General features: G+C 57.9%; 17 protein-coding genes. 13 read left to right on the top strand and 4 right to left on the bottom strand.

Translation table 11 applies throughout. The features are described from left to right. Positions 1–44 precede the first annotated feature (44 nt). The 4 genes from CAL20_RS19700 to CAL20_RS19685 are packed head-to-tail and all read left to right on the top strand — an operon-like array spanning position 45 to position 4,185. Complete coding sequence (locus tag CAL20_RS19700; RefSeq protein ID WP_094838729.1) at positions 45–1,085, top strand: porin; 1,041 nt, start codon at positions 45–47, stop codon at positions 1,083–1,085. 48 nt (positions 1,086–1,133) lie between these two features. Continuing rightward, the gene (locus CAL20_RS19695) at positions 1,134–2,117 is read left to right on the top strand and encodes a VOC family protein (RefSeq protein ID WP_094838728.1); all 984 of its coding nucleotides are present in this window, start codon (positions 1,134–1,136) and stop codon (positions 2,115–2,117) included. Positions 2,118–2,158: 41 nt separating this feature from the next. Continuing rightward, the gene (locus CAL20_RS19690; RefSeq protein WP_256981642.1) at positions 2,159–3,301 is read left to right on the top strand and encodes an FAD-dependent oxidoreductase; all 1,143 of its coding nucleotides are present in this window, start codon (positions 2,159–2,161) and stop codon (positions 3,299–3,301) included. Beyond that, the gene (locus CAL20_RS19685; RefSeq protein ID WP_094838727.1) at positions 3,298–4,185 is read left to right on the top strand and encodes an alpha/beta hydrolase; all 888 of its coding nucleotides are present in this window, start codon (positions 3,298–3,300) and stop codon (positions 4,183–4,185) included. Before CAL20_RS19690 ends, CAL20_RS19685 begins: the two co-directional genes overlap by 4 nt. 25 nt (positions 4,186–4,210) lie before the next feature. Here the strand turns inward: CAL20_RS19685 and CAL20_RS19680 are convergent, their stop codons facing one another. The 3 genes from CAL20_RS19680 to CAL20_RS19670 form a co-directional block, all read right to left on the bottom strand. Beyond that, positions 4,211–5,509, bottom strand: a complete 1,299-nt coding sequence (locus CAL20_RS19680; RefSeq protein WP_094838726.1) for a TRAP transporter large permease — start codon at positions 5,507–5,509, stop codon at positions 4,211–4,213. Next, positions 5,506–5,970 (bottom strand): TRAP transporter small permease, encoded by a 465-nt coding sequence (locus tag CAL20_RS19675; RefSeq protein WP_094838725.1) that lies wholly within the window; start codon positions 5,968–5,970, stop codon positions 5,506–5,508. Before CAL20_RS19675 ends, CAL20_RS19680 begins: the two co-directional genes overlap by 4 nt. 96 nt (positions 5,971–6,066) lie before the next feature. Further along, a complete protein-coding gene (locus CAL20_RS19670) occupies positions 6,067–7,083 on the bottom strand; it encodes a TRAP transporter substrate-binding protein (RefSeq protein ID WP_094822764.1) in 1,017 nt (338 codons plus the stop codon). Between the two features lie 255 nt (positions 7,084–7,338). Between CAL20_RS19670 and CAL20_RS19665 the strand changes: the two genes are divergently transcribed. From CAL20_RS19665 to CAL20_RS19640, 6 genes are all read left to right on the top strand, one after another. Beyond that, positions 7,339–8,406 carry a LacI family DNA-binding transcriptional regulator gene (locus CAL20_RS19665; RefSeq protein ID WP_094822763.1) on the top strand — a complete coding sequence of 356 codons (1,068 nt, stop codon included), beginning with the start codon at positions 7,339–7,341 and terminating at the stop codon, positions 8,404–8,406. 2 nt (positions 8,407–8,408) lie between these two features. Then, positions 8,409–9,422 carry an NAD(P)-dependent oxidoreductase gene (locus CAL20_RS19660; protein WP_094822762.1) on the top strand — a complete coding sequence of 338 codons (1,014 nt, stop codon included), beginning with the start codon at positions 8,409–8,411 and terminating at the stop codon, positions 9,420–9,422. A 17-nt stretch (positions 9,423–9,439) separates the two neighbouring features. Further along, entirely contained in the window at positions 9,440–10,270 is an 831-nt protein-coding gene (locus CAL20_RS19655) for an amidohydrolase family protein (protein ID WP_094838724.1), read from the top strand. Positions 10,271–10,289: 19 nt separating this feature from the next. Further along, entirely contained in the window at positions 10,290–10,730 is a 441-nt protein-coding gene (locus CAL20_RS19650) for a DUF6314 family protein (protein WP_094838723.1), read from the top strand. A gap of 120 nt (positions 10,731–10,850) precedes the next feature. Continuing rightward, the gene (locus tag CAL20_RS19645) at positions 10,851–12,395 is read left to right on the top strand and encodes an acetolactate synthase large subunit (protein ID WP_094838722.1); all 1,545 of its coding nucleotides are present in this window, start codon (positions 10,851–10,853) and stop codon (positions 12,393–12,395) included. A gap of 67 nt (positions 12,396–12,462) precedes the next feature. After that, on the top strand, positions 12,463–13,443 hold the full coding sequence (locus tag CAL20_RS19640; RefSeq protein ID WP_094838721.1) for a Bug family tripartite tricarboxylate transporter substrate binding protein: 981 nt from the start codon (positions 12,463–12,465) through the stop codon (positions 13,441–13,443). On the opposite strand, the gene CAL20_RS19635 is transcribed toward CAL20_RS19640, so the two are convergent. Next, positions 13,395–13,604, bottom strand: a complete 210-nt coding sequence (locus CAL20_RS19635; protein ID WP_094838720.1) for a hypothetical protein — start codon at positions 13,602–13,604, stop codon at positions 13,395–13,397. The two genes, CAL20_RS19640 and CAL20_RS19635, sit on opposite strands and share 49 nt — an antisense overlap. Between CAL20_RS19635 and CAL20_RS19630 the strand changes: the two genes are divergently transcribed. The 3 genes from CAL20_RS19630 (at position 13,603) to CAL20_RS19620 (ending at position 16,886) form a co-directional block, all read left to right on the top strand. Next, complete coding sequence (locus tag CAL20_RS19630) at positions 13,603–14,754, top strand: metallophosphoesterase (protein WP_094838719.1); 1,152 nt, start codon at positions 13,603–13,605, stop codon at positions 14,752–14,754. The genes CAL20_RS19635 and CAL20_RS19630 overlap by 2 nt on opposite strands. 67 nt (positions 14,755–14,821) lie before the next feature. Continuing rightward, the gene (locus tag CAL20_RS19625; RefSeq protein WP_094838718.1) at positions 14,822–15,478 is read left to right on the top strand and encodes a response regulator; all 657 of its coding nucleotides are present in this window, start codon (positions 14,822–14,824) and stop codon (positions 15,476–15,478) included. A gap of 1 nt (position 15,479) precedes the next feature. Then, on the top strand, positions 15,480–16,886 hold the full coding sequence (locus CAL20_RS19620; RefSeq protein ID WP_094838717.1) for an ATP-binding protein: 1,407 nt from the start codon (positions 15,480–15,482) through the stop codon (positions 16,884–16,886). Positions 16,887–16,971: the final 85 nt, after the last annotated feature.

Raw genomic sequence — 16,971 nt, 5'->3', positions numbered from 1 at the left:
TTACCGATTCGCATCTGCCTGCAGGCAGAGCACAAGGGGAAGTCATGAAACGCAAGATGGTCATGGCATTGCTGACAGTCTGTCCCGCAATGGCGTTTGCGCAGGGAGCAGAGGTCACGTTGTACGGTGTAGTGGACATGGGGGTGCAGGCATTGAGCAGTGGTGGCGGAGGAAGCAAAATCGGAACTCAGTCCGGCAACGCGATACCGTCGCATTTTGGTCTGCGAGGCAGAGAGGACCTGGGAGACGGTTATGCGGCGACATTCCGCCTGGAAGCTGGCATGAACGTAGCCAACGGCCAGCAAGTCGTGCCCGGGACGCTGTTCAACCGCTATGCCACGGTAGGTTTACAAACGCCCGTCGGCAGCTTCGATTTTGGCAAGCAGTACAACCTGATGTATGCCAATACCTTGTTCTTTGATGCGACTTTGCTGGCGCAGTACTCCGTGATGTCCGCCAATCTGATTCCTGTGCAAACGTCCAACCCGGACAACTCGATCCGCTGGACATCTCCGAATATGGGCGGACTGACTGCGTACGCCCAGTATGGTTTTGGCGAGCAAAGCTGGGACGACAAAAAGGCTGGCCAGTACATGGGATTCGCCCTGAATTACAAATCTGGTCCATTTGCGATTCGAGGGGTCTACGAGCAAGCACAAGGATCAAGCAGTGCGGTGACCGGCGCAGGCAGTCAGTCGGGCCGTAAAGATCAACGCTACAGCGTCGCCGCGAGCTATCAATTCGATCAGTTCAGCTATTACGCGGGCTGGGCGGGCATTCGTGGCGACCTGGAATTGTCCCCTCGCGGGAATTTTTACTGGCTGGGTATGGGGTATCAGACCGACAGTCCTCTCTCGTTCGTAGGTCAGGTGATGCACTACGCCACCAGCGATGACAAGGGCTCGCCTAATTGGTACATCCTGGGAGCAACTTATCGCTTGTCCAAGCGTACTTCGCTCTATACCTACGCAGGTTATTACGACAATCGCGGAGCGAATGACTTCGTCCTCAATACCTTTGATTTCGAATCGCCTCGTGGTCACAACCAGCGTGGCTTGCAGGTGGGCGTGACCCATATTTTCTAAGTGTGCCAGGCCCGGAAAATGGGCCGATGATTCAACGGAGCAACCTCGATGCAAAATCCGACCTCTAGCGAGACCTTCTTTTCACCACGGCGGCTCGGCCACGCCAACTTGTGGGCGGAGAATATTGACGTTTCGGCGCAGTTCTATCGCGATATTTGCGGGCTGACATTGGAGTTCAGCGAGCCCGACCTGAAGGCTCATTTTCTAGGCACGGGGCATACGCCGCATGATCTGGGCATGATGGAGACGACCAAAGGCGTCAATCGATATGGCCGCAATGGATTGCTGCAATTGCCCGGCACTATCGGTTTGAAACCCGGTTTGAATCATCTGGCCTGGGAACTCGAAAACGAGGCGGAGCTGGTGCAGGCGTTTCGCCGGTTGAAGGCTGCAGGTATCCATACCGACATGACGGTCGATCATCAGGTGGCGCATAGCGTCTACATTTTTGATCCGGATCGAAATTACAACGAGTTCTACTGCGACACGGTAAAGGACTGGCGGTCCGTGCTGCAGGGGGAAATGGAGTTGCTGACCAGCGCCTGGGACCCCTTGCAGGCCGAGGGTTTTACCGAGGGCCGGTACGATACGGATCCTGAATTGCGTGTCGTCGCGTCCGCACCCATTCATCCACGGCGAGTCACACACGCCGTGCTGGTGACGCCCCAGTTGGAGGCGATGAGGCAGTTTTACACGCGCGTCGGCGGGCTGAGAGAGATCGAGCGGACCGACAGCGTTGTCTATCTGGCTCCCGGATTGCAGTCATATTCGCATGCGCTGGTGCTCGTCGCGGGGGCTGCGGCTGCCTATCATCATGTCAGCTTTGAGCTGCAGAACGATGAAGCATTGGACCATGCGCTTGAGGATTTGCAGGCGCGAGGCATGCAACCTGTCCGTGTCGTCGATCTGCCCTGGAAACGCTCGTTCTTTCTAAAAGACCCTGACGGATTGCAAAGCGAATGGTATGTCCCTCGACAGGGAGTCAGAGACCTGCATACGATTGCCGATACCCCCATGCCATTCGCGGTGTAAATCGCTATTGCTTATTTGTTCGTTCAGAAAGGCGAATTGAAATGAAAAAAATGCATGCACTGATCGCCGGTGGTGGCCTGGGAGGACTGGCGACCGCCGCCGCTTTGGCTCAGCGAGGATGGGACGTCACGGTTTACGAACGGCAGACAGAGCTGCGGGCGGCCGGATCCGGGATTTATGTCTGGGAAAACGGTTTGCGCGTACTAGAGGCGATAGGGGCGTATGAGGACGCAACGCGCGGCGCTTTCCATGGCAGCCATTTTGAGCAGCGCGATAATCATAATCAGATCATCGAGTCGGCTCCTATTGCCGAGGGCCGCCGGTTGCTGACAGTGCCCCGCCGCCAGTTGCTGGGCGCGTTGCGCGACGCGGCGTTGCGGGCAGGTGTGAAGGTCGTGACGAGTACGGAGATTCTGGGGGCGAGCGCCCACGCGCAGTTGCATCTCGGCAATGGCCTGACGGTACAGGGCGATTTGGCTGTTGGCGTCGACGGAGTATGGTCTCGGGTGCGTCAATCGCTCGGATTAGAGCTGATGCACGAGCAGTTGCGAGAAGGAGCATTGCGGACCGTGATTCGGGGCGGGCCCGAGGACATTCCTGAATCGGGGCGTGGGAAATACATCGAGTGCTGGAACGGCAACCGCCGCTTTCTCGTGACCCCTATAGACGATAAACAGATTTATTTGGCATTGACTTGCCCCGGGACCGATGAGCGCGGCCGCCAGACCGTGGTGGACAAGGAATACTGGTGCGAGGCATTTCCGCATTGGAAGCATCTCATCGAGCGAATCGGCACTGACGTATCTTGGGGACTGTATAGTGTGACCAAGTGTTCGTCATGGTCTGCCGGACGCACCGCTATTCTGGGTGATGCCGCACACGCGCAGCCGCCCAATTTGGGGCAAGGCGGCGGCATGGCGATGCAGAACGGTCTGGCGCTGGCCCATGCACTTCAGGATGTGAAGGATGCGCGGGATATTCCTGCAGCGCTGCAAGATTGGGAGGCCAAGGAGCGTCCCATTGTCGAGAATTGTCAGTATTGGTCGTGCATGTACGGTGAAGTCGCTTTCCTGCCTGATGAGGTGCGCACTCGCGTGATTCGTTCCGCGATGAGCGACCCGTGGGTGGCATCGACTGTATTCAGCGCGGCGAACCATATCCCTACCGGAACGGAGCATCGATGAGCAGCAAGCTTTATCGCGATTTTGATCATGCTGAACTGGATGTTCAGTACAACGCCCGCAATACGGTGCCGCTGGCGTTGTTCCAGTCGCTCATGCAGCAGTACGCCGATCAAAGCCGGGCGGCACGGACTGCGTTGCCTTGCACCTTGGATGTCGCATTCGGAGACCATCCGGACGAAACCATGGACATATTTCCGGCAGTTGGATTGGCGCCGGGCCTCGCGCCGGTGTTTGTATACATACACGGCGGCTACTGGCGAGCCTTGTCCAAGAATGAGTCCAGCAGCATGGCGCCCGCCTATACCAAAGCGGGGGCGGTCTATGTGGCGCTGAATTATTCATTGGCCCCTGGTGCAAGCCTGGACCAGATCGTGGACCAATGCCGGCGTGCTATGGCTTGGGTATATCGCAACATCGAAAAATTCGGCGGTGACCCGGAGCGCATCTATATCGGCGGCAGTTCGGCTGGCGGGCATCTGTGCGGGATGATGCTGGCCAGTGGCTGGCACGCTGATGCGGGTGTGCCAGATAATCTGATCAAAGGGGCGCTATTGTTGTCCGGACTGTACGATCTGACGCCGATTCCGCATACGCACATCAATGAGTGGATGCATCTATCCGCTGCTGAGGCGGCACGCAACAGTCCGGCTCAGTATGAGCCTGCCTATGGTTGCCCTATCATCGTTTCCTATGGCGACAACGAGACGGATGAGTTCAAGCGTCAGAGTATGGACTATCTGGCCCAATGGCATGCATTGGGATACCCAGGGGAATACCTGCGTGTCCCAGGGTTGAACCATTTTGATCTTGTGCTCGAATGCGGCATATCTGATAGCCCGTTGGCAAAAGGCATGTTCAGCATGATGGGGCTGACTCGAGATTGAGTCAGCCCTGTGTTGGCGGGGCGCCTTAACCCCCGCCGATGACCTTGTTGGGCAGCCACGTCACGATTTCTGGGAATAGCATGATCGATATCATCACCAGAACAACGACGCCGAGGAACGGCCAGACGGCGTGAACGCCTTGCGCGAATGGGATTTTGGCAATACTGGTGGTGATGAACAGCAAAATGGCAACGGGAGGCGTCAGGCCGCCGATTTGCGTGATCATCACCATGATGATGCCCAACTGCAGCGGATCGATGTGAAAGGCGCTGCCGACATAGACGATCGTGGGCACCATGACAACGACGACCGCCAGTCCATCGAGGATCATCGTCAAGACCAGCATGATGACGACCAGCAGAGTCAGCATCAGCAGTGAGCTGTCGGTCACTCCCTTTAATGCACCCAGGACGGTGTCGTTGAAATCCAGATAGTTCAACAGCCAACCGAGCACGCCTGCCATGCCGAGTACGCCGGCCACCATGGCCGTGGTGACAGCGGCATCAACGAGAACACTGGGCAGATCCTTCCATTGCAGCTGTCGATACCAGACTTTGCTCACGATCAGGCTATATACGCATGCCACCACGCCTGCCTCAGTAGCCGTGAATATGCCACTGAGGATGCCGCCCATGATCACGACGGGTGCCATCAGGGCCGGCCAGACGCGCAAGGTTTCCTTGTAAATCTGCTTCAGCGATGACCGCGGTTGCGTAGCGCGCAGTGCGGCATTAGAGGGCAGATACGACAGTGCATAAATCACCGCCATCAGCAGCGCGGCGATCATCAGGCCTGGAATCACTCCCGCCATGAACAGCCCGCCGATAGATACCCCCGTTATCGAACCATAGACAATCATGGTCATGCTGGGGGGGATAATGGGGCCGATGGTCGCGGCTGCGGCCACGATGGCGGCGGCCAGGCCAGGTTTATAGCCCCGCTCTTTCATGGCGGGAATCGTCACCGAGCCTACGGCCGCTGCCTCTGCCGTGGATGAGCCGGAAATGTTGGCCATCGCCGTGCAGGAAAGTACTGCTGTATGCCCCAAGCTGCCGCGGATGTGCCCGACCAACGCTTGCGAGAATTCAATGAGTCCACCGCTCAGGCCGCCCCGCGTCATGATGGCGCCCGCCAGAATGAAGTAGGGCAGGGCCAGCAGGCTGAACGAGTCCAGCATGGCGAAGGCCTTTTGCGGCACCAGGGCTGGTACCAGTCCTGGTATCACCATGGCTCCAACGAGACTGACTGATGCAATGGAGAGCAGAATGGGAATGCCGAAGAAAACCAGCACCAGCATCGCTGCAAAGATGATGATCAATGTCATGATGGGCGTCCCTCAGCTTTGATCCGAACTGCCATGTTTGTCAGCACACACAGCACAAGATACGCGCCGCCGATGACCATGCCCGCGTAGACGAGCGACATGCTGATGCCCAGGCCAGGGCTTAGCTGATATTTCGTGACTTGCATCAATCGCCAGGTGTATGTGACCAGTGACACCCCCAAACCGATCCATAATAGATCGATGATCGATTGCATGACGCGCTGCATGGATGCCGGGAATCGCTCAAAGAAGGTATCGACCCGCAAATGGGCTGCGCGGTTGTAGGCGACCGGAATGGCTAAAAAGACCAGCCATACGAACGCGAATTTCTGAAATTCCTCGCTCCAGCTGAGCGAGATATTCAGAACAAAGCGGTTAAAGACCTGCAGTGTGCCAACGATGACGATGGCCGTGAATAGCAGGGTGATCAGGGCCTCGACAAACTTGTTGATGTAGCGCATCGGCTTTCCGGAGGGGCGGGATACGGAATCGGACGGGTGCCTGTGAATACACGCGGGGTAGCGCACTGGCTACACCCGCGCGGACCGTAGCAGGCGTTACTGGACGGCGCGAATCTCGGCGAGCAGCTCGGTGCCGCCTATGTCTGCAGCGATCTTGTCTTGCAGCGCAGTGGCTTTTTCACGGAATACCGTAGTGTCCACGGTGGTGATGGTGACACCTTTGCTGCGCAGGAAGTCCAACGCTTCTTTCTCACGGATGGGCGCGAGCGACCTGTTGATATCGCTGGCCAGTTTGGCACCGTCCATCACGACTTTCTTTTGGGCATCGGTCAGCTGATTCCATTCATTCATCGAGCAGGCAAACACCGCCGGGCCCAGGAAATGATTAGTGATGGCGATGTTTTTGGCGACTTCGTAGAGTTTGTTGGTGACTACGACTGCCGAGCCGTGTTCGAAACCGTCGAGTACGCCGGTTTGCATGGCGGTGTAGACCTCGCCAAATGACATGGGGGTGGCATTGGCGCCCATGGCATTGATCGTTTCGACATATACCGGGCTCTGGATCGTGCGTATTTTCAGGCCCTTGAGGTCTTCGGGCTTGTTGATGGTCTTTTTCGCGGTGACCACATTGCGGGATCCCCAGTTTGTGGTCCAGGCCAGCACCTTGAAGCCGGACTTTTCGAGATCGGCTGCGATTTCGTCGCCGACTTTGCCGTCGAGAGCGCGATTCATGTGATCGTAGTCTTTCCAGAGAAAGGGCAGGTCGATCACGCCTACGCGTTTGGAGAAGTTGTTGAGGATGGCGGTACCTGCAACGGCGCAGGATGCGCCAGCACCCAGCTGCATCGCCTCGAAAACCGCTCGCTCATCGCCCAGGGCGCTGGTAGGGTAGATGCGGGCGGACAAGGTATCGGAATGGTCTGCCAGGTAGCTCTGGAATACCCACGCGACCAAGTGATGCTCGGACGTGACGTCGCCGTGGGCGGAGTGGGAAATTTTCCACTCTTTCTTGGCTTGGGCGTGTGCGGTCGGCGCAACGGCAACGACCATTGTGGAAAGCAGGGCGGCGAACAGAGGTTTTGCTCGGAAACGCAGCGACGTGGGGCTCTTCATTTTTGCCTCCTCCTGTGGTTGATTCGATTCTGTTAAAAATTCAGGTGTATCGATTTAGTAGATCGTTTTACTAATAACATATCACGGCCAGATTTTTATCGACAGCCGTCGCATACTAGGCTTTACCCTTATATCCAAAATTCCCTGTAGTACCTCTAATGAATACCTGAATAGAACTATGCGCGGCGTGCGTGATATAGTGAATAAAACGATTTACTATAACGATTTACTTGATCAGCAAAAGCGAGGAGCCTGATGGCAACGATTCAGGATGTCGCCCGGTTGGCCAATGTCTCGGTCAGCTCGGTGTCCAATGTGCTCAACGGCCGTGCCGAACGGATGCGGCAGGACACATATGCCCGTATTGAGCAGGCCATCGAAAAGCTGGGATATCGTCCGAATCAAATCGCCCGGCATCTGAAGACCGGGCATATCCCTATTCTGGGTTTGCTCGTTCCTACGACGTCCAATCCGTCCTTCGGTCAATTGGCGGTCGCCATCGAACAAGTGGCGCAGGCCAAGCACAACTACCGCGTGTTGGTGTGCAACACCTATCGCGACAAGCAGCTCGAGTCCAAGATGTTGGACGACCTGATCGGTTTGGGAATCCGTGCCGTCATTGTCATTTCCTCGCTGAATGACGAACGGCATATCGAGGCTGCTATCGACAAGGGGCTGGCTGTCGTCAGCTACGACTTGGGCATTGATCCGTCAAAACCGGCCAAGCATGACCACGTATTGCCCGACAATCGCCTGGCAGGCCGGCTGGCTGCGAATCATCTGATCACGCACGGCCACAAGCGTATCGCTTTCGTTAAACCGAAAGGCGCCACCATCAGCCGCAGAGAGAAAATCGAAGGCTTCTTGGGGGCTGTGGGCGAAGCCGGCCCAGAATATTCTGCCCAGGTTATCGATATCGATGGCGGTTCGAGATTCGGTGACAACGAGCTGGGGCAGCTGGGCTTTGAGGCTGCCCAGCAAATCGCTGCAATGAGGCCGAGACCGACCGGTATCGTGGCAGTCAATGATATGACCGCGATTGGTGTGATGGCGGGGTTGCGTCATTGCGGCTTGTCCGTTCCCGAGGATGTGTCGGTAGTGGGGATGGACAATGTGACAGTCTCGGAATACGTGTGGCCGCCACTCACCACCGTTGCAACGCCCGTGCAGGAAGTCGCGGAGACGATGGTCGAGCAAGCCATCGCGCGCATAAACGAACCTGGGACGCCTCCGCGGGAATTCAGTTTTCCTCCGCATCTGGTCGAGCGGCAATCGGTGTCTGCGCCAGGAAAACCTTTTCAACCCAATATTTCATCCGATTGATCATGACTCGGATTTTTCTGACGCATAACCGCGCCGCGCTACGCCATTACTACGGCGATCGCGCCTTTCAATTGCTGACGGCCTTGGGCGATGTGAGGTTTCACGACAGCGACGCCGAGACGACTAGAGACGATGTTATTCGGCAGGCCCATGATTGCGATATTTTGGTGAGCTTTCGCGTGCCGGCGATAGATGCCAAGTTGATGCAGGCTTTGCCCAACCTGGCCGCAGTGTGCCGGGTCGCCGTGGATATCCGGAATATCGATCTCGACTGCGCGAATCGTCTCGGTATTCTGGTGACTCGTGCCACGCCGGGTTTTGGTCCGTCGGTGGCGGAATGGATCATCGGCGTCATGATCAGCATGGCGCGCCATATTGACGCCGCCTCGGCGGCGTACCGCGCCGGCCGTGAACCTGTGCCGTTGATGGGACGCGAGCTGCGTGGCGCGACGCTGGGTATCATCGGCTACGGAACGATCGGCCAGTACTTGGCCAAGCTGGCCAACGGTTTCGGCATGAATGTTCTCGTTAATGATCCGTACGCTGTTGTTGATTCCCGGTCAGGTGTGCAGGTGCGTTCGCTTGAGGATCTGCTGGCGCAGGCGGACTTTGTCGCGTGCCTTGCGCCTGCAACGGCGGAAACGGCCAATCTGATTAATCTATCCCGCTTTCATCAGATGCAGCGCTCTGCCTACTTTATCAACGCATCGCGAGCGGAATTAGTCAATGAGCAGGACTTGCTGCAGGCTTTGGATGAGGGCCTGATCGCAGGATGCGCCCTGGACGTGGGGTCGGCCAAAGATCAAATGCCCTCTCTGAGGCTGGCGTCGCATCCCAAGGTCCTCGCCACGCCACATATAGGAGGCCTGACGCCGGAAGCATCGGAGCACCAGGCGATGGATTCGGTGCGGCAAGTGCAGGCTTTGCTTGCTGGCCAGATCCCTGAGCCGAGCGTCAATGCCGCTCATGCCAGCCGAGCTCGTGACCGTTTTGGATTGGCGTTACCGCAGGTTTGATCACACAGGAGAATGCCATGATCCAGGCACGCTGGCCGATTCCCGTCGATGGTTGCGATTGTCATCAGCATGTCTATGACTTGGATGCCTATCCATTGCCACAGCAGTCTCCGGTTTCTCCTCCCAGGGCCAGCTGGGCCGATTATCTGGTTTTGCGGGAAAAACTCGGTATCGGTCGCTGCGTGATTGTGCAGGCGATGGGCTACGGGTTCGACAACCGCTGTACGCTCGACGCGCTGAAGGCCGCTGCAGGATCGGCTCGCGCCATCATTTCCATGCCGCTAGAAGCGACCGACGAGGCGTTGGCATTGCTGGGACAAGTCGGCGTGATGGGTGTGCGTTTTCAGATGGTGCCCAACAGCGGCAACATCATGACATGGGATGATTTGTCTCCGGTCGCTCAACGTATTGCTCCACTGGGCTGGAATATCAATCTGCAACTGGATGGCCGCACGCTTGCGGATTACGAGGCCTTGATTGCACGGCAGCCTTGCCGGATCGTGATCGATCATGTCGGAAAATTCCTGGAACCGGTGACTCCCCAGGACCCCGCCTTTGCCGCATTGAGACGGCTGTTGGACACCGGCAATACCTGGGTCAAACTCTCGGCCATGTACGAGACATCGCGTACGGGCGCACCGGAATATCGTGACGTGGGCTTGTTGGCGGAAACGCTGGTCCGTCATTATCCAGAGCGTTGTCTATGGGCAAGCAACTGGCCCCACCCCGGCCAGCTGCAACGTCCGGATGATCGGTCTTTGCTGGCGTTACTGGACAGCTGGTGCCCGTCGCAAACCGTGAGAGACCTGATTCTTGTCGATAATCCGGCTAATCTATACGGGTTTTGATAGTCGGCAGACGGGCGTTATGGGTGTTTCCCAGTTATTGGACCAATTCGAAGGGCACTGGCAGCTCAGTCGCAGCATCGAGCAAGAGCACGCAACGATGCGAGGCAACGCGACGTTTTCCCGGATAGAGAATGACGTCCTGCTCTATCACGAAGAAGGGGTGTTGAGACTGCATAACGGCCACACTGTCCGATGTACGCGCCGCTACAAGTTTCTCGCGCAGGGCGAGTCTCTGGTGATTCTGTTCAATGATGGGCCGGACGAGGGAAAGACCTTTGTCGAACTGGCTTTCAGCGGCGAGATCACGGGGGTGTTGACGGCCGCGGACAAGCATTATTGCGGTAAAGATATCTATTCGGTGGTGTATCGCTTGAGTCTGCCGGATGCGTACGAGACCGATGTTTGTGTCTCTGGGCCGAATAAGGATTATCGGGCAGTGACCCGATATACCAGGGGCTGAGCCAGACGTACGCTCATCGCTTTACCTGACAGCCAGATCAGCATGGTTTAATGGCTCTACGTCGCCGCTTATCTCGTAAGAATCGACGCGTTTAGCGATAAAACATGATGGAGAGCTTGCATGAATGGTGCTGAAAGTCTGGTCAGGACGTTGTTGGCTTCGGGTATAGACACTTGTTTTGCCAATCCAGGGACAAGCGAAATGCACTTTGTCGCGGCCCTGGACCAAGTCCCAGGCATGAAATGCGTGTTGGGTCTGCAGGAAAACGTCGTGACGGGGATGGCAGACGGCTATTTCCGCATCGCTCGCAAGCCAGCATGCACGCTGTTGCATTGCGGCCCCGGCCTGGCCAATGGCATGGGTAATCTGCATAACGCACGCCGCGCTCGCAGCGGCATTGTGAATATCGTCGGTGACCAGGCGACTTTCCATCGTCCCTTTGATGCGCCGCTGACGGCCGACACAGCCGGGATGGCGCAGACGGTTTCTCAATGGGTGCGCACGAGTGTGCAAAGCGAGCATCTCGGCCGCGATGCGGCAGAGGCTATCGCGGCGGCTCAAGTGTTCCCGGGGCAGATCGCCACATTGATTCTCCCGGCGGATGTGTCGTGGAATGACGGGGGCGTGGTCGGCGCTCCGTTGGCCGTGCCCGCTGCACCTGAAGTGGACGGCAATGCGATCGAGAACGCTGCGAGAACACTGCGTTCATACGGTCCGGATACGCTGATCCTGGTCGGCGGGCCTGCGGCGTTGAGCGAGGCCCAGGGGCTGCTCTGGCGTGTGGCGCAGGCCACGGGGGCTACGTTGATGGCGGACTTTGTCACGGCACAGGTGGCGCGCGGCCGGGGGCGTTTGCCGCTTGAGCGCACGCCTTATGTCATGGAGGCCGCACTCAAAGCGCTAGAGCGATTCAAGCACATCATTCTGGTGAACGCCAAGGCGCCGGTCGGCTTTTTTGGCTATCCTGGAATGCCCTCGACGCAGTATGCGCCGGACACACAAATTCAAGTGTTGTCGCGGCCGGATCAGGACCCGGTGAAAGCCTTGCGGTCGCTGGTGTTGGCGCTGAATGCTCCCGAGGCCGAAATTCCCGATCCGGGTCCGCGTCCGGAGGTGGCAACGGGGTCGCCCACGCCCGAAGGGCTGGCGCAGACGGTGGCGGCATTGATGCCCGATAACGCGATTGTGTCGGACGAGAGTGTTTCGTTCGGCCGCGGATTTTATAAGTTCACCCACGCAGCGCCTGCGAACGATTGGCTGCATCTGGCGGGCGGTGCCATCGGCGATGGCTTGCCGGTCGCGACCGGGGCGGCTATTGGCGCGCAGAAACAGCGGCGCGTCATCAGTTTGCAGGCAGACGGCTCGGCGATGTATTCCCTGCAGTCGCTGTGGACACAGGCGCGCGAGCAACTGCCGTGCACCACGATCATTTTGAACAACAGCAAATACAACATCCTGATTGGAGAATATAAGAACGTGGGCGCGACGCCCGGTGAGACTGCAATGAGCATGCTGGAACTGGGCAATCCCTCGCTGAATTGGGTTGGTCTTGCGAACGCAATGGGGGTCGAGGCAGCGCGGGCGAGCACATTGGAACAGTGCGGCGATCTGATGAAGAGCAGCTTCGGCAAGCAAACTCCTTTTCTGATTGAACTAATGGTGTAGCGGTCAATAGCCCGGTTCGAGGCCCGGGCATTTCCAACAAGCCTCAGATGGATGGAGACAACAAACGATGAAACGACGTCAGCTATATAAAGCCCTGGGCGCGATGGTCATTGGCAGTATGGTCTTTGCCGCACACGCGGAAACGTATCCATCGAGGCCGATTACGTTGATTGTTCCTTATCCCGCCGGTGGCACGACTGATTTGGCGGCACGTACGATAGGCCAGGCCATGGGGCCTTTCCTGAAGCAATCCATTGTCATTGACAATCGTCCTGGCGCGACGGGAAACATCGGGATGGGAATGCTCAAACGTGCGGATCCTGATGGCTACACCATCGCCATGGGGACCGTGAGTACGCAATCCATCAATCAGTTTTTGTTCAACGACATGCCCTATGATCCGGGCAAGGACTTTGTCCCTCTGGCGATGGTGTTCACGACTCCGAACGTCATCGCGGTGCGTAAAGACTCGAAGTTCAAGACGTTGCAGGATCTGGTTGCCCAGGCCAAGCAAAGCAAGGACAAGCCCGTTTCGTATGCATCGCCGGGGGTCGGGTCGTCGGTGCACTTGACCGGAGCCTATCTTGAACAAGCCGCGGGTATTGACATGCTGCATGTACCGTTTAAGGGCGTGTCGGGGTCGATGCCTGCGCTGATCGGCGGGCAGGTTGACGTGTTGATGGACAACCTGCCTAGCACGATCACCCAATTGAAAGACGGCTCGCGGATTCGCGCGCTGGCCGTTACCTCGGCAGAGCGCTTGCCGTCTTTGCCCGATGTGCCGACAGTTGCAGAATCTGGCTTCAAGGACTTTGATGTGACGGCGTGGTTTGCGTTGTACGCGCCAGCCGGTACCCCTGATGCAGTCCAGGCAAAGCTGATCGATGCTGCGACTCAGGCACTCGCAACGCCCGCGGTGAAAGCGCAGTTCGAAGCCTTGGGCGCGACGGCGGGTACTGTCAGCGGGCAGCAGCTCGCCGCATTCGAGCAAACAGAGCGTCAACGCTGGAGCCAGCTCATCAAAGAACGCAAGATCACGATCAACTGAGACACCGTGGCAATGCCGGCGGGCGCCGGCAACGCAGACATCGCGTTGTCATCGTCAAGGGCGGCATTGTTGCGGGCAAGCGCGTAAGATGGCAACCGGTTCTCTTCCAATTGCTGCGTTGCCGTGATGGTCATGGCGGCGCGGCGCGCCTCGCTGATCATGCCTAGAGTATTTTTTCTGCTGCGTCTTGTTGCCATAGTGGCTGTCGCCCATGTCTACGTCGGGCTGCGGCTGATTCCCGATTTGCATCTGACGAGGGACCAGCAGTGGGCTGCGTGGGCAGTCCTCGTCACGTCTTGCATCCTGATGCCTGTTTCCTTGGTCATTCGGCCGTTTGCGGCGCGCCCTTGGGCCGATTGGGTGGCTGGCGTCGGGCTGGTGATGATGGGCCTGTTCTCGTCGACATTCGTGTGCACCTTGCTGCGGGACGCCGTATTGACGATCGTCTTTGTCGTGGGAGACCTGACATCCGCGACCTTGCCGCTGACTCAGCTCAAGTTCATCAGCGCCGTGGTTGTCGTGGTTTTGGCGTCGACTGCCACGCTGGTGGGAGCGTTCAATGCCAGGCGATTGGCACGTGTGCGGCGAGTCGATGTGCCTATCGCCGGTCTGCCTTCAGCACTACAAGGGTTTGCTATCGCGCAGATCAGCGACATTCATGTCGGCCCCACGATCAAGCACGGTTATGTCGAGCATATTGTGCAGGCCGTCAATGCGTTGCAACCTGATTTGATCGCGGTGACGGGGGATGTCGTCGACGGGCCGGTGGCGCAATTGTCCGTACACACTCAGCCGCTGGGCCGATTGACGGCGCGTCATGGTGCGTATCTGGTGACAGGCAATCACGAGTATTACTCGGGCGTGAATTCGTGGGTGGCTGAGTTTCGCCGTTTAGGGTTGCAAGTGTTGATGAATGAGCATGTTGTATTGCGGCATGCGGATGCACAGCTCATTGTTGCTGGTGTGACGGACTATAGCGCCGGCGCTTTCGATCCGGCGCAGGCCAGCGATCCGGTCAAAGCGGTGGCGGGGGCGCCCGCCGGCGCCGTCAGCGTGTTACTGGCGCATCAGCCCCGCAGCGCGTCGGCGGCTGTTCAGGCGGGCTACGCCTTGCAGTTGTCGGGCCACACGCATGGAGGTCAGTTTTTTCCATGGAATCTATTCGTGCGTTTTCAGCAGCCTTTCGTTGCAGGTTTGCATCGTGTCGAGGATATGTGGGTTTATATCAGCCGTGGTACGGGCTATTGGGGGCCGCCCAAGCGATTGGGGGCACCCTCCGAGATCACTCTGCTGAGGTTAGTGGCCGCTTGAGGCACATGATGTCTGGGCAGCCGTTCCATTTTAAGATTCACTTCATCTCCGGGCGTATAGTCGACGAATGCGTATTCTCCTGGCCGAAGACGATATTTCATTGGGCGAGTCCATCGAGTCATGGCTGACTCTCGATGGCTATGCGGTCGACCGTGTCACGCGCGGTGATTTGGCGCAAACCGCCTTGAGCACGCACGATTATCAATGCCTGCTGCTTGACCGTGGTCTGCCGGGCTTGACCGGAGATGCGCTGTTGCGCGCGCTGCGGATACGTAGAGAGACCATTCCCGTCATCATGATTACTGCGCGCGATGCCGTGCGAGATCGCATCGAGGGGCTGGACCTCGGGGCAGACGATTATCTGGTCAAACCCTTTGATCTGGAGGAACTGTCGGCCAGGATCCGCGCGGCGATACGCCGGCATGACGGACGTCCGGATGCGGCCCTGTCTCATGGGGCGTTGACGATGGACCTGGCTGCCAAACAGGTTACGTTCCAGGGCCGGCCTGTCGAACTGACTGCTCACGAGTTTGCCGTGTTGCATGCGCTGCTGCGCCGTCCGGGGCACGTCGTCTCGCGGGCTCAACTCGAGGAGTCCCTGTATGGCTGGGGCGACGAAGTAGAAAGCAACACGATCGAGGTGCATATCTATAACCTGCGCCGCAAGCTCTCGGCTGAGTCGATCAAGACGATCCGGCGCCAGGGTTATCGGCTGGCGGATTGATATGCGTTGGCGCCGTACTAGTAAAGGCTCACCGGCTGATTCGCCTCGCGGTTATTCGCTGCGTCGGAGGCTGATCTCGACCACGCTGGGTTCGAGTATCGCCGTGGGTGTGATCAGTACGGTCATCGTGCTGGCTCTGGCCTGGAAAGAGGTCAGCGATACGTTTGACGATACGCTCGAAGAAGGCGCCCGGCTCGTGTTGGCGCTGGGCGAGGGAATATCGGCAGGGGGATTGCCTGCGCGCAGTCGCGATGACGATGCGCAACCCGCGTTGCGGCTTGATTATCAGATCATTTCGCGCGAGGGTGTCGTGATCCGTCGAGGCGAGGATGCGCCGAAACGTCCTTTTGTAGATCCCGGCAAGCGCGATGATCGCTTTTATGATGTCAAGGCGTCTGGAAAGCGTTGGCGTGTTTATATACGCAAGCATGATTCCTTGGGGTTTTCCGTGCAGATCGGCCAGGAATGGGAGGATCGAACCGATCTCATCGTCGATATGCTGGAATCTTTGGCCTGGCCCTTGATCGGATTGTGGCTCTTGTTGGGTCTGGTCAATTGGTGGTTGATCCGGCGCCTGGTTGCCCCGTTAGAACGGATGGCCCGCGAAATGGAAACCAAATCCCCCGCGGATCTGTCAGCCTTGATGTATGACGGCAACGCACGAGAGGTGCGCACGGTAGTCGTTGCCCTGAACCGCCTGTTGTCGCGTCTCGCTCAGGCGCTCGAGGGCGAGCGCCGGTTTACCGCCGATGCCGCGCATGAATTGCGTACGCCTTTGGCCGCACTGGCCTCGAGGATTCAGGTGATGCAACGTCGCCTATCTACCGAAGGTGCGCAATCTGTTGCGACAGATCTGCAACGGCTGCGAGACGATGTCGCCCGCAGCACCGCCTTGGTCGAGAACTTGCTGCAACTGGCACGTCTGGACCCAGAATCGGCCGACGCCCTGGTCTCGAACACGCTCGATACCCGGGCGTTGCTGGAGGAGGTGGTCAGGGCCTGTGCACCAGAGGCCGCTGCCAGAAATATCGCGATATCGGTCCACTGCGACGTTGCGACGCTTGCCGGGAATCGCGATGCGTTGTTAACGGCATTGCGCAATCTCGTGCACAACAGTATTAGCTACGGGCGAGTGGGCGGCAGGGTCGAGATCACTGCCAAGCGTGCCGGCGACACAGTTACGCTGGCTGTGCGCGATGATGGCGATGGCGTTTCGGATGCTGATTGTCAACGGCTGACGCAACGCTTTTTTCGCGTGCTGGGCAGCGGGGTGCAGGGCAGTGGCTTGGGATTGTCGATTGTGGCCAGAGTGGCGGAGCTGCATCATGCTGATTTGCAATTCGGTCCTGGATTGGACGGCCGCGGATTAGGGGTAGTGTTGGCGTTTCCGCTAAAGTCCCCACGCTGAGGGGGCAGATCTCCGCGTATTGACCGCTGGCAAATGGACTTTGAAGTGTTGGGTGGGCGGCTCAGATTCACTTAATCTTCGTTGT

It is taken from the genome of Bordetella genomosp. 4 (assembly GCF_002261185.1).
Taxonomy (GTDB): Bacteria; Pseudomonadota; Gammaproteobacteria; order Burkholderiales; family Burkholderiaceae_B; genus Bordetella_A.
Note: the sequence above shows the minus strand (reverse complement) of the source record. Positions and strands in the feature narration are given on the sequence as shown.

Bases quoted from the DNA above. Each gene is read 5' to 3' on its own strand.
- CAL20_RS19700 (WP_094838729.1), top strand. From the start codon at position 45: ATGAAACGCAAGATGGTCATGGCATTGCTGACAGTCTGTCCCGCAATG.
- CAL20_RS19695 (WP_094838728.1), top strand. From the start codon at position 1,134: ATGCAAAATCCGACCTCTAGCGAGACCTTCTTTTCACCACGGCGGCTC.
- CAL20_RS19690 (WP_256981642.1), top strand. From the start codon at position 2,159: ATGAAAAAAATGCATGCACTGATCGCCGGTGGTGGCCTGGGAGGACTG.
- CAL20_RS19685 (WP_094838727.1), top strand. From the start codon at position 3,298: ATGAGCAGCAAGCTTTATCGCGATTTTGATCATGCTGAACTGGATGTT.
- CAL20_RS19680 (WP_094838726.1), bottom strand. From the start codon at position 5,509: ATGACATTGATCATCATCTTTGCAGCGATGCTGGTGCTGGTTTTCTTC.
- CAL20_RS19675 (WP_094838725.1), bottom strand. From the start codon at position 5,970: ATGCGCTACATCAACAAGTTTGTCGAGGCCCTGATCACCCTGCTATTC.
- CAL20_RS19670 (WP_094822764.1), bottom strand. From the start codon at position 7,083: ATGAAGAGCCCCACGTCGCTGCGTTTCCGAGCAAAACCTCTGTTCGCC.
- CAL20_RS19665 (WP_094822763.1), top strand. From the start codon at position 7,339: ATGGCAACGATTCAGGATGTCGCCCGGTTGGCCAATGTCTCGGTCAGC.
- CAL20_RS19660 (WP_094822762.1), top strand. From the start codon at position 8,409: ATGACTCGGATTTTTCTGACGCATAACCGCGCCGCGCTACGCCATTAC.
- CAL20_RS19655 (WP_094838724.1), top strand. From the start codon at position 9,440: ATGATCCAGGCACGCTGGCCGATTCCCGTCGATGGTTGCGATTGTCAT.
- CAL20_RS19650 (WP_094838723.1), top strand. From the start codon at position 10,290: ATGGGTGTTTCCCAGTTATTGGACCAATTCGAAGGGCACTGGCAGCTC.
- CAL20_RS19645 (WP_094838722.1), top strand. From the start codon at position 10,851: ATGAATGGTGCTGAAAGTCTGGTCAGGACGTTGTTGGCTTCGGGTATA.
- CAL20_RS19640 (WP_094838721.1), top strand. From the start codon at position 12,463: ATGAAACGACGTCAGCTATATAAAGCCCTGGGCGCGATGGTCATTGGC.
- CAL20_RS19630 (WP_094838719.1), top strand. From the start codon at position 13,603: ATGCCTAGAGTATTTTTTCTGCTGCGTCTTGTTGCCATAGTGGCTGTC.
- CAL20_RS19635 (WP_094838720.1), bottom strand. From the start codon at position 13,604: ATGATCAGCGAGGCGCGCCGCGCCGCCATGACCATCACGGCAACGCAG.
- CAL20_RS19625 (WP_094838718.1), top strand. From the start codon at position 14,822: ATGCGTATTCTCCTGGCCGAAGACGATATTTCATTGGGCGAGTCCATC.
- CAL20_RS19620 (WP_094838717.1), top strand. From the start codon at position 15,480: ATGCGTTGGCGCCGTACTAGTAAAGGCTCACCGGCTGATTCGCCTCGC.